This is a genomic window from Hylemonella sp. W303a, assembly GCF_046452315.1.
Taxonomy (GTDB): Bacteria; Pseudomonadota; Gammaproteobacteria; order Burkholderiales; family Burkholderiaceae_C; genus Hylemonella.
This window is the reverse complement of record NZ_JBKFDG010000007.1, coordinates 19,413-31,520: the sequence shown is the minus strand read 5'-3', so window position 1 is coordinate 31,520 and position 12,108 is coordinate 19,413. Positions and strand designations below refer to the sequence as shown.

General features: G+C 63.5%; 7 protein-coding genes. 2 read left to right on the top strand and 5 right to left on the bottom strand.

Features of this window, described 5'->3' with window-relative positions; genetic code table 11:
- Positions 1-53: 53 nt before the first annotated feature.
- From ACLBKS_RS13625 to ACLBKS_RS13605, 5 genes are all read right to left on the bottom strand, one after another.
- A complete protein-coding gene (locus tag ACLBKS_RS13625; protein ID WP_410193353.1) occupies positions 54-992 on the bottom strand; it encodes a LysR family transcriptional regulator in 939 nt (312 codons plus the stop codon).
- A 567-nt stretch (positions 993-1,559) separates the two neighbouring features.
- The gene (locus ACLBKS_RS13620; protein WP_410193352.1) at positions 1,560-4,151 is read right to left on the bottom strand and encodes an ATP-binding protein; all 2,592 of its coding nucleotides are present in this window, start codon (positions 4,149-4,151) and stop codon (positions 1,560-1,562) included.
- Positions 4,152-4,209: 58 nt separating this feature from the next.
- Positions 4,210-4,581 (bottom strand): hypothetical protein, encoded by a 372-nt coding sequence (locus ACLBKS_RS13615; protein ID WP_410193351.1) that lies wholly within the window; start codon positions 4,579-4,581, stop codon positions 4,210-4,212.
- A gap of 112 nt (positions 4,582-4,693) precedes the next feature.
- Positions 4,694-5,440, bottom strand: coding sequence for a response regulator (locus ACLBKS_RS13610; protein ID WP_410193350.1), 747 nt, complete (start codon positions 5,438-5,440; stop codon positions 4,694-4,696).
- Between the two features lie 128 nt (positions 5,441-5,568).
- Positions 5,569-8,475, bottom strand: a complete 2,907-nt coding sequence (locus tag ACLBKS_RS13605; protein ID WP_410193349.1) for an EAL domain-containing protein — start codon at positions 8,473-8,475, stop codon at positions 5,569-5,571.
- A gap of 162 nt (positions 8,476-8,637) precedes the next feature.
- Here ACLBKS_RS13605 and mutS point away from each other — a divergent pair, with 162 nt between their 5' ends.
- Both mutS and ACLBKS_RS13595 read left to right on the top strand, forming a co-directional pair.
- Positions 8,638-11,271, top strand: a complete 2,634-nt coding sequence (gene mutS, locus ACLBKS_RS13600) for a DNA mismatch repair protein MutS (protein WP_410193348.1) — start codon at positions 8,638-8,640, stop codon at positions 11,269-11,271.
- Entirely contained in the window at positions 11,268-12,107 is an 840-nt protein-coding gene (locus ACLBKS_RS13595) for an alpha/beta hydrolase (RefSeq protein WP_410193347.1), read from the top strand. Before mutS ends, ACLBKS_RS13595 begins: the two co-directional genes overlap by 4 nt.
- Position 12,108: the final 1 nt, after the last annotated feature.

Here is a 12,108-nt window from a genome sequence, read left to right as displayed (position 1 = left end):
TCGGCATGCAGGGCATGCACGGCGTGCAACGCGGGAATCAAACCTCGACATCGTCATTGCAGGTCCCCCGACAGTTCCGCAAAGGCGTGCACGGACCGAGCCACTGCGATCCAGGTGCGCGCCGAAGGAGTAAGACGCGCCGCTCGGGCCCAAGCCAGGGTGTAAATCCACTGTGGCTGGAAACCTTCGAGCGGCAGGGCGACCACCATGGGGTGCAGGCGGTTGAGCGCCAATGCCCTGGGCAGAAATCCGACGCCGATGTTCTCGGCCACCAGTTCGTGGATGAGACCGACCTGCGAGGTCTTGATGGCCACGGGTGCCAGAATGCCAGCTTGGGCCAAAGCGCCCACCACCATCTCATTGAGTTGGCACTTCTCCTCGAACAGCACGAGTTGCTGGTCTTTGAGGTCGTTGATGCCAATCCGGGTGCGCAAGGCCAGCGGATTTTCGCGGGACACCACCACGTAAACCGGCTCGCGCTGCAGCTCCAACACTTCCAGTCCTGGGTCACGAGGCGACACCAATCCCGCAAGGTCCAGATCCCCTTTGAGCAGGCGGCGCACGATCTGGTTCTCTGACTCGACGGCGATGGAGATTTCCACGTCGGGGTAACGACGGCGGAACTCCGCGAGCGCGCGCCCAAAGAAGGTGCTCGTCTCCATGCGCGAAAACCCCAGTTTGAGCGTGACGTAAGGGCTACCCGCCAGGGCGTGCAGTTCGTCCGCCAGCAGCTCGCGCTGCGCCAGCATCACTTGGGCACGGCGGTACACGATCTCCCCGACACGGGTCAGTTCGATGCCGCGTCGATGACGTCGCAACAAGGGCTTGCCAACTTCGTTCTCAAGCTGGCTGATGACCTTGCTGACTGTTGATTGCGTCGCGTGGATGACTTCCGCCGCGCGCGTGAATCCTCCATGCCGAACCACTTCCGCAAAAACACGCAGGTGGCGGAATTCAACGTTGGGCCGCCTGGGAAAACCAATGGAATTCATTGCCGGTACCGATGTGCGAATGGGTTTCTCAACCTTCACGGACAGCGGCGTCCCGGCCGCAACCGTCTGAAATCTGCCAGTGCATCGGACTCGGATCGGCGGGCGCATGCACAGAGCATGTGACGCGCCGTGACACCCCTTGCCTACCTTGAAGCAGGAGCGCGCCGAGTCTAGATTTGCGCGTCGCGTATGAGAAGTGAAAAGTTCGAATGCTTTCAATTCCAATTTGGAATAGAAATGAATGACCTCCATCGGGACACTCCGCGCGACCGCGATGGGAGCCATCCGAACAAGACAGTGCTCATGCAGGGCTTGTGACCCTGTGACTCAGCAACTGTGAAAGGCTTTTGTTGATGAACGATTTCAGATCAGGTGTTACGAATTTCAACCGCAACAATGCGCAGGGTCAGGCACTTGATCGAAGTGCAACAAAGTCGTAACAGGTTCCTTCGGCAAGCGAGCTGGAGCCTCAACCCGAGAGCAAGCGATCAGAACAGCAGTCCGTGTTCGACCCTGCGGATTGTGATCACGACCGGGTTGTCTGACAGACAGGCCCGGGCCGACGAATCACCGCGCTTTGCCAGAGCCAGGCGCATCGCCACCCACGGCGCTTTGCGACGCCGATCCTGTGTCGCCTTGCACTCGACGATCGCTTGCGGACTTCAGCACTCGGGCGACGCAGATCGCGATGTCCCGAACCGACACGGGCTTGTGCAGGACGGCATCGATGTTGACCGACTCGATGCGCGGCTCCAACCCCGAGCCGCCATGGCCCGTCATCAAGACCACGGGAAGCAAAGGACGCAAGATCCTGAGCTGCGAGATCAACTCAGTACCGCTCAACTCCGGCAACTGTTGATCGGTCAGAACCAAGTCAAAGCGATCGGCATCGGCATGGAAGGCCTGGACGGCCTTGGTGCTGGAGGTGTAACCAACGGCCTCGTAGCCCAATGCAGCGAGTGAATCCTCAAGCAGTTCGACCAGGGCGGGTTCGTCGTCCACCACCATGAGCGTTTCACCTCGGCCCGTTGGCGGTGGCGGCGGCGACTCGTGTGGCACGGCATCAAGCTGCCCGTGAGAAGGCAACCAAATGGTGAAAGTCGAACCCCGGCCCAACTGAGACACAACGTCGATCGTCCCGCCCAGGTCCGCGACGATACCGTGCACCACGGAGAGGCCCAATCCAGCCCCCTCGCCAACGGGTCGGGTGGTGAAGAAGGGATCGAAGGCCCGGTCCAAGGTTTGGGCCTCCATGCCTCGTCCGGTATCCTGCACCTGGAGACGGACATGATCGCCGACTTTCAAGACGCCATGACAACAGTGCTTCTCAGTCTGTATGTGCTCCTGGGACAAGGACACGGTGACGGTACCAGAGCCTTCAATCGCCGCGATGGCATTGGTGCAAAGGTTCATCACGATCTGGTGCACCTGGGACACCTCGCCCAGGATGGCCACCCGGGGCGCCGACAGACAAGGGCGTAGCACGACCCCCTGAGGCAGAGTTGGCGCGAGCAAGGCCATCGCCTCTTCCACCAGGGGTTGAACTGCAACGCGCGTCTTCTCTCCATATCCGCTGCGGCTGAAATCGATGATGCGCCGAACCAGCGCCTTGGCCCGATGCCCGGCTTGCATGACGCGATCCAGATAGCGAGCCTGCGTGCTTTCGGGAACGGCAAGTCGCTGCGCCATCTCGCCATATCCCAGGATGGCACCCAGGATGTTGTTGAAATCATGGGCGATGCCGCCCGCCATGGTTCCCAACGACTCCAGGTGGCGGGCTCGCAAAAGCTTGGCTTCCAGTTGGCGCTTTTCCACCTCGGCGGCCTTGCGATGACTGACATCCCGAGTTGTCCAGTAGAAGCGGAAACAATCTTTAGGCAAGTCGCCGTGCACACAACCGCGGGCGTGGATCCAATGCCAATCGCCTTGGCCATCCTTGACCCGGTACTCCGCCTCGAAGAAGCGGGTTTCCCCTCGCAAATGCGTTTGCATGGCAGCGATGAGCACGTCGCGATCCTCGGGGTGGACGCGTTTCATCGCGCGGAACTGCTCGAAGGACAGATCAGCACCATCTTCGATGAAGTGCATCTCCCGCCAGCGCGGGGAGAGGTAGATGGTGTCGTGCTGCAAATCCCACTCGGCATGACCTTCGTTGGCCGCATCCATGACCAAGGCATAGCGCTGCTCGCTCAAGGAAAGCGCCTGTTCATGCTGGTCCAGCTTGCGCAACTGGCGCATGGCCAGCAAGACCGAGAGCAGCACGCACACAGAGAGAATCAACGTCCGGACCAGCATGTGCTGAGTTTCCGAATGCCATCCCCGTAGGATCTCGGCCTCGTCACGCGAAAGATAAATGACCAAGGGATGACCCGGCACGCGCGCGGCGGCGACCACCCTGGGGCGGTCGCCAGTGACCCGCCGCAGGTGCAACCCTCCGTCATCCGGGGGCACAAGTCCATCCAACCCTGCGTGCACTCGCGTTGGAGGAGAGCTGGGCATGCCCTCGCCACGCGGGACAGGTGAGATGACAGGGGTGCCATCAAGGAAGGTCACGTGCATTTCGGTCTGGCTGCCGAAATCGATGCTGTCATAGGTCGCGCAAAGCTGGTCCAGCCGCACAGTCGCCGAGACGACGCCCGCGAAACGCCCTTGCAGGTCGTTGATGCGACGTGACATCACCAAGCCCATGCGGCCGATGGCCTGCGAGAACTGAGGTGCGTTGATGTAGAGACCTGCATCTTCGTTGTCGCGATGGACCTGGAAATACGGGCGCCGCGTGAAGTCAGCGGATGGGTGGCTCAGGGGCGAGGACCGATAGCGCTGCGCGCCGCTGGCGTCGATCAGATTCAACACCGCCACCTGAGGTACAAGCTCGGACAAAGTGCTCAGCGTTCGGTTGACGTCGTCGGCTCGCAGATGGCGACCTTGTTGCTGATACCACCACGCCGTGTCACGCAAGAGCACGTTGACAGTCTGCACGCTGCGCGCTGTTTCAACGGCCAATAGCCGGGAAAAATTGCCAAGCTCCCGCTCCGAGGCCTGGTAGATCTGGTCTCGCTGGTACCACGCGTCATAGGCCGAGGAACCAGCGAACACCAGCGTGAAGGCCACGCCGGCAAAAATGACCGCGTATCGCATCAGACAAGTGCGGTTTTGCATGGCGATCTGGGACAAGACTAGGGGCTGTTCACACCAATTTCTCAAGTGTGAACAGGCCCTAGGTCGCGGCCATGAGGGCTCGCGCAGCCTGCAGCAGCAGTTCCCGCTCACAGGGTTTGGGCAAGAGCATGTCCACGCCCAGTCTGCGAGCCGCTTCACCGCCTGCGGCGATTCCCTCGCGCGCGTGAGTGGAAAGCCCCAGCAGGGGAACCCCAGGGTAGATCGTGCGCAGGCGGCGGATGTTGTCAGCGCCCTGCCGCCTGTCGTTGCCCAGGTCAACGACGACCAGGCTAGCGCCGACGGCTGGCAAGGTTTGCCGACCGTCAAACGACAGAACGTCTGGCCGAATCTCCTCCAGCCATTCGACCAGCAACGCGCGCACCAGTGGATCGAATTCGACGACGATCACCCATTCCAACATTTCGAACATGACTCCCTGGGACTGCGGTGTGTCTGTGCCACATTGAAACGCAGGCGGCAAGTCGCCTGATTTCAACGCCGTTTCAGCTGGGCTGTCCTGTTGCAGCTGAAACCTACAGCGCTCACATCATGGGCTCGACTGACGTGTCGAAAAGATAGCCCGCGCCGCGTTCCGTGCGGATGTAGCGGGGCGTTGAGGCGTCCAATTCGATCTTGCGTCGCAACCGCAGGATTTGCACATCGATGGCGCGGTCGTACACGGCGCCCGCGTCGCGGCGCGTCATCTCGAGCAGCTGATCGCGGCTGAGCACCCGGCCAGGAGCACGGCACAGGGCGTGCAGCAAGCTGAATTCACCCACGCTGAGTTCAATCTCGCGTGCATCGGGTGCGCGCAAGCGGCGCAGACGCAGATTCAACTCCCAACCTTCAAAACGGTAAGCCCGAATCCCGGGGGCAGGATGGGTGGAGATCGCTCCGGTCTCGAAAACGGCTGAGGCGTAGCGACGTAACACGGCGCGGATACGCGCCAGCAGCTCTCTCAGGCTGAAGGGCTTGACCACGTAATCATCGGCGGCGAGTTCCAGCCCCATGACCCGATCCGCCTCTTCGGACTGACCGGTCAGGATGATCACGGGCAGCGACCGTCGCTCACGCAGTTCACGCGCGAGGTTCAGGCCACTCTCCCCCTTGAGGCGCAGATCCATCAGAACGAGCTGAACCGTGGACTGGCGTAGCACCTGGTGCATCTCCGCGCCGTTGCGCGCGGCGCTGACCTTGAAATCATGTTCGGAGAGGTAGTGCCCCACCATCTCGGTGATGGCGGGATCGTCGTCGACCACCAGAATGTGCGGCGCCTTCAGCGTATTCACAGCGTGTTCTTGTGCAGGAGAGATCAGACCTCGCGGGCGATCACGCGCCCAACCCGACACGGGCCCTTGTGCGGCAGGCCCGGCATCCCTCGTGTTCACGGCAAGCACTTTGTCGCCCGCGCGTCGCGTCAATGCCCGGGCAATCCTGGCCGGCCGAACAAATAGCCCTGAAACAGGGTGCAGCCATTGTCCCGCAGAAAATCGCGCTGACCTTCGGTCTCGACGCCTTCGGCAACGGTCTGCAACCCCATGCTCTGCGCCAGGGCCAAAATGGTGCGCACGATGACGGCATCGTTCGGGTCGGTGAGCACATCACTGACGAAGCTGCGGTCGATCTTGAGCGAATCCAAGGGCAGGCGCTTGAGGTAATTGAGCGACGAATAGCCTGTGCCGAAGTCGTCGAGCGAGAAGCGCACGCCGCGCGCACGCAGCTCGGCCATCTTGCGGATGGCATCTTCCACCTCCGAAATGAGCAGGCTCTCGGTCAACTCCAGCCGCAAGCGCTGAGGATTGACGCCAGTCTCGTCGATCACCGCCAGCACCTGGTCCACGAAATCACGCTGGCGGAACTGGCGGGCACTGACGTTGACGGCGAGGCTCAGACCCTGGGTGTCCAGGCCCCGGCTCCACGCCACGAGTTGGTGGCAAGCAGCGCGCAGCACCCACTGCCCGATGGGCAGGATGAGGCCACTCTGCTCGGCCAGCCCGATGAAGCTGCCGGGCGCCAACAAGCCCCGGCGGGGGTGATTCCAACGCAGCAAGGCCTCGTACCCGCGCACGCCACCGGCCGCATCGACCACGGGCTGATAGTGCAACAGCAGTTCTTTGTTCTGAACTGCTTGACGCATATCCGCGTCCAGCGCGGCACGGGCCAAAACGGCCGCCTGCATTTGCGGGTCGAAGAAGCGCAGGGTGTTGCGTCCCGCCGCCTTGGCCTGGTACATCGCGAGATCGGCGCGCTTGAGCAGCTCGTCGACGCCGAGGGTGCCGCCGCTGAACACGGTGAGGCCGATGCTGGGAGAGCTGTTGTGCTGCCGCCCCGCCAGCTCATACGGCGCATTCAGCCGCTTGAGGATTTTCTCGCCCACGCGCTCGGCATGCGCCGCTGCGTCGTTCTCATCCTCGTCCAACTCCAGCAGCATGACGACGAACTCATCGCCGCCCAGGCGCGCCGCGGTGTCGCTCTCGCGCAGACAACTCAGCAGCCGCTGCGCGACCTGCTTGAGCAGCAGGTCGCCCACGTCATGGCCCAGGGTGTCGTTGAGATCCTTGAAGTTGTCCAAGTCCAAGAAGAAGAGCGCGCCATGCCGCTTGGTGCGCGCGCACGTGGCTTGGGCTTGGGCTAATCGATCCAGCAAAAGGCGGCGGTTGGGCAGTCCCGTCAGCGTGTCGTAGAACGCCAGGCGCTGGGTCTCCCCCTCGGCACGCTTGCGGTCGCTGATGTCGCGCCCGATGCCACGGTAGCCGCGGAAGCGTTGACGCTCGTCGAAGATCGGAGCGCCGCTGATGGACACCCAGTACTGCTGGCGATGAGCGCCCATGCGCAGCAGTTCCAAGTCACGGAAGGGCTGGCGTGATTCCAGCACTTGTCGATGGACGGCCCAGTCCTCCTCGCTCATGTTGAGGGCACCGATTTCCCAGCGAGTCTTGCCCAGGATTTCGGATTCGCTGCGCAGAATCTTGTTTTGCTGGTAGCCGACGAAATGGATGAATCTCAGTTGCTCGTCCGTTTCCCAGTACCAGTCGGAGGACAAATCCGTCAAGCTGCGGAAGCGGGCTTCGCTGTCCTGCAGGCGTTGCTCCGCCAGCTTGCGGTCGGTGATGTCCGAGACAGACCCATAAGCGACCAGATGATCCCCCTCCAAACGGTTGATGGCGTGGCCCAGCAGCCAACGCTCCCACCCGTCTTCACCAATGATGCGGAATTCATGCGACCAGATGCCCCCATCGAAATGGGCCGCGTCCATGCTGTGGCGCACGCCCTCGCGGTCCTCCGGATGCAGGCGTTTGAACAGCAACGAGGCATCACGTCGAGCCTCCTCGGCGTCCACGCCAAACAACTTCCGCACACCGGGGCTGAGAAAGGGAAAGACCTCGGTGCCATCGCTACGACGCTCGTACAAAAAAAGCATCAACGGCACGTGGCTGGTGATCTTCTCGATGAAGGCGAGCTGTTCGCGCAGCACGAGGGCGGCCTCGGTCTCGGCCGTCACGTCGAGAATGACGCCAAAATCCAAGAAGCTGCCATCGCTGTTGCGATGTCGGTGAATTCGGGCGCGGCGCCAGTTCACGTCGCCATTCGGCCCCACGATTCGGTACTCGAACACACGCCCGTCCATCGCCTCACGCGCTGCCAAGTAGGTTTGAAGATCCTCGGGGTGTATACGGCGGCGGGCCTCCTCGACCGTCAACATGGCGGGCGTCTGAGCGCCCGACATCTTCTGCAAGCCCGGGGAAAAATACACGGTCTTGCCATCGCTGCTCCAGTGCCCTACCCGCGCCAGTTCCTCGGTCAGCGCATACAGGTCCAGCTGTGCCGCAAGTCGGTCATTCGCGACGTCCTGCGCCACCACGCCCGAAACCGAAATGTCCCCGGTGTCGCGCGCGGCGGGAACGTGGTCCAGGGAAAGCAGGATGTGACGCCCTTCCGATACCCGGGACCCATCCAGCAAGGAGGCTTGGATCCGAGCACGGTGCGGCCCGCGCCCACGGTCAGTGAACCAGACCCGCACCTCACGGGCCTTCAAGCGACCGTGGGTGGCCATCTGAGCCCAACACTCTTGCAGCTCCTGCGCGTCGACCCAACAGCCAAGTTCCACCCAATGGCGCCCCTGCACCTCTTCAAGGGTGCAACCTGTCAGCGCCAACCATCCTTGATTGGCGCGGACCACGCACCCATCCGTCTGCCGGATCAGGGCGGTAGCGCCTGGACTTCTATCAAAAACAGCCTGAAACAAGCCGTCCCCCGCCGCGTTGTCCTCGTCTCGCGGGCCACCGCCCGGGTCACGCGCCTTACTGTCGTTGAAAGCTGTCATGAAATCCCTGATTGCTGTAGTCACCAAGCCTTGTGGGGAAAGAATTCCCGGCTTTTTTGTTTCATTATGTGACCAAATGGTAATCCATGGCCCTGTTGATAGACTCGCGCCCGTATGCCCGCAGCCCCCTCCGAAGCGACCGTCCTTTCCGCCCACACCCCCATGATGCAGCAGTACCTGAGCCTGAAGGCCGGGTACCCGAGCACGCTGCTCTTCTACCGCATGGGGGACTTCTACGAACTGTTTTATGAGGACGCTGAAAAAGCCGCCCGGTTGCTGGACATCACCCTGACCCAGCGCGGCCAATCCGCTGGCCAACCGGTGGTCATGGCCGGCGTGCCTTTCCATTCGGTGGAAACCTACCTGGCCCGCCTGATCAAACTGGGCGAGTCGGTGGCCATCTGCGAACAGGTGGGCGACGTGGCGACCGCCAAGGGACCGGTCGAGCGCAAGGTGGTGCGCGTGGTCACCCCAGGCACCTTGACCGACAGTGCCCTGCTCGGCGAGAAAAACGAATCCCTGCTGTTGGCCCTGCACCAGGGCCCGCGCAACAGCGTCGGCCTGGCCTGGCTCAGCGTGACCCAAGGCGAAGTGCAACTGGCCGAATGCGACGCCGAGGCGTTGACCGAATGGTTGCTGCGCATCGCACCAGGTGAAGTGATCTACAGCGCGGGCGTGTCGCCCGCCTTCGAGCAACGCCTGCAGGCGCTGCAACAGGGTGGCCTCGCAGCCCCCCTGTCGATTCGCCCCGAATGGCAGTTCGACGCCACGTTGGGGCGCGAGCGGCTTCAGACCCTGCTGCAGGCCGCCAGCCTGCAAGCCTGGAGCGCGCAGGACTGCGCGCAGGCCCATGCCGCGGCTGCCGCGCTGCTTGCCTACGCCGAACACACCCAGGGCCGCGCGCTCAGCCACGTGCATGGCCTGCGCGTGCAACGCCAGGACGAGCAGATTGATTTGCCGCAGACCACGCGCCGCAACCTGGAGTTGGTGCAGACCCTGCGCGGAGAAGACGCCCCCACGCTGTTTTCGCTGCTCGACACCTGCATGACCGGCATGGGCAGTCGCTTGCTCAAGCGTTGGCTGCTGGAGCCGCCGCGCGACCGTGCGCAGGCAGCCGCCCGCATCGCGGCCATCACGCTGCTGCGCGCGGGCGCACCCGGCGGCAGCGCGCATGGAGGCCCGTGGCAAAGGCTGCGCGAGCAGATCAAGGGCAGCAGCGACGTCGAACGCATCGTCGCGCGCATCGCGCTGCGCCAGGTGCGCCCGCGCGAGTTGACTGGGCTGGCGCAGACCTTGGCCAAAACGGCGACGCTCACTCCCCTTCTCACCGAGGTCCTGGGCTCGCCCGAGACCCGCGCTGATTTGCTGACCGAGCTCGCGCGGGACCTGCGCCCCCCCCCTGGCTGCGCCGAATTGCTGACGCGCGCCGTGCTGGCGGAACCCGCCGCCTTGGTGCGCGACGGCGGCGTGATCAACGATGGCTTTGATGCTGAGCTTGACGAGCTGCGCGCGATCCAGACCCACAGCGACGGCTTCCTGCTCGACATGGAAGCGCGCGAGCGCGCCCGCACCGGCATCGGCAACCTGCGGGTGCAGTACAACAAGGTCCACGGCTTCTACATCGAGATCACCAGCAGCAACCTCGACAAGGTGCCGGAAGACTACCGCCGCCGCCAGACGTTGAAGAACGCCGAGCGCTTCATCACCCCCGAGCTCAAGGCCTTCGAGGACAAGGCCCTGTCCGCGCAGGAACGTGCCTTGGCGCGCGAGAAATGGCTGTACGAACAGTTGCTGGAACAGCTGGACGACTTCCTGCCCACACTCACGCGTCACGCCCGCGCGCTGGCCGCGCTGGACGCGCTGTGCGCGCTGGCCGAGCGCTCCCTCACGCTGGGTTGGAACGCACCGGTCTTCGTCACGGAGCCGTGCATCGCCATTGAGGCAGGGCGGCACCCGGTGGTGGAAGCGCGCCTGGCCGAGAGCAGCGGAGGCAGTTTCATCGCCAACGACACGCAACTCGGGCCGCGGCAGCGCATGCAGATCATTACCGGGCCGAACATGGGCGGTAAGTCGACCTACATGCGGCAGGTCGCGCTCATCGTGCTCTTGGCGTCCATGGGCAGCTACGTCCCCGCCACGTCGTGTCGGCTCGGCCCCATCGACGCCATCCACACCCGCATCGGCGCGGCGGACGACTTGGCCAACGCGCAATCGACCTTCATGCTGGAGATGACCGAGGCCGCGCAGATCCTGCATGCCGCGACGCCCTATTCCCTGGTGCTGATGGATGAGATCGGCCGCGGCACCAGCACCTTCGACGGCCTGGCCTTGGCTGGGGCCATCGCCAGCCAATTGCACGACAAGACCCAGGCCTTCACGCTCTTCGCCACGCACTATTTCGAGCTGACCGAGTTCCCCAGCCAGCACCGCGCGGCGGTGAACGTGCACGTCAGCGCGGCCGAGACCGCCGGATCGCCGGGCAAGGGCGGTCATGGCATCGTCTTCCTGCACGAAATCCAGAGCGGCCCGGCCAGCCGCAGCTACGGCATCCAGGTGGCGCGCCTGGCCGGCATGCCCTCCGCCGTGCTGCGCCACGCCCAACACGCCCTGGAGGCCTTGGAACAGTCCGCCACTCAGTCGCGCGCCCAGGTGGACTTGTTCGCACCCCCTCCAGAAGCACCGCTGGCCGTGCCCAGCGCGGTCGAGGCGCGGCTGGCCGAGATCGACCCCGACACCCTGAGTCCGCGCGACGCGCTGGACGCGCTCTACGCGCTCAAGAAGCTGGCCCATCCATGAAGCAGAACCTCCCGCCCATCATCTTCTCGCATGGCAATGGTTTTCCAGCGGGCACCTATCGCCAGCTGCTGGAGGACTTGCGCCAGCGCGGTTTTCGCGTCAGTGCGGTGGAGAAATATGGCCACGACCCGCGCTACCCCGTCACCAGCAACTGGCCGCATTTGGTGCAGCAACTGGCGGACTTCGCCAGCGACGAGCAGGAGAAAAACGGTGAACCCGCCTTCCTGGTCGGCCATTCCCTGGGCGGCTTCCTGAGCCTGATGGCGGCGGCACGCCACCCCGAACTGGCCCTGGGCGTGCTGCTGATCGATTCACCCATCCTGGGCGGCTGGCGCGCAGCCAGCGTGGGTGTCGTCAAGCACACGCAGTTGATCAGCGCCATCTCGCCGGGCGCGATCAGCCGCAAGCGACGCGACAACTGGCCCGACGCCGACGCCGCCTATGAGCACTTCCGTCACAAGAAAGCGTTCGCGCACTGGCAGCCCGAAGTGCTGCGCGACTATGTCGAGCACGGCATGCACGATCAGGATGGCAAACGCGTGTTGAGCTTCAGCCGCGAGGTGGAAACCGCGATCTACAACACCCTGCCCCACCACCTGGACAGTCTGCTCAAGCGCCATCCGCTCAAATGCCCCGTGGCCTTCATTGGCGGGCGGCATTCGGCGGAGATGCGTCAGGTCGGCATGGCGATGACGGAAAAAGTGACCAAGGGTCGCATCATGATGCTGGATGGCTCGCATCTCTTCCCGATGGAGCAGCCCGTCGCCACGGCCGCGGCCGTCGAGGCCTCCCTGCGCAATCTGCTGCGCGTGCGCGCGCTGAAGCAGGCGCGCTGAA

Excerpts from the sequence above, each read along its gene's own strand:
- ACLBKS_RS13625 (WP_410193353.1), bottom strand. The coding sequence starts at position 992 with ATGAATTCCATTGGTTTTCCCAGGCGGCCCAACGTTGAATTCCGCCAC.
- ACLBKS_RS13620 (WP_410193352.1), bottom strand. The coding sequence starts at position 4,151 with ATGCAAAACCGCACTTGTCTGATGCGATACGCGGTCATTTTTGCCGGC.
- ACLBKS_RS13615 (WP_410193351.1), bottom strand. The coding sequence starts at position 4,581 with ATGTTCGAAATGTTGGAATGGGTGATCGTCGTCGAATTCGATCCACTG.
- ACLBKS_RS13605 (WP_410193349.1), bottom strand. The coding sequence starts at position 8,475 with ATGACAGCTTTCAACGACAGTAAGGCGCGTGACCCGGGCGGTGGCCCG.
- mutS (WP_410193348.1), top strand. The coding sequence starts at position 8,638 with ATGATGCAGCAGTACCTGAGCCTGAAGGCCGGGTACCCGAGCACGCTG.
- ACLBKS_RS13595 (WP_410193347.1), top strand. The coding sequence starts at position 11,268 with ATGAAGCAGAACCTCCCGCCCATCATCTTCTCGCATGGCAATGGTTTT.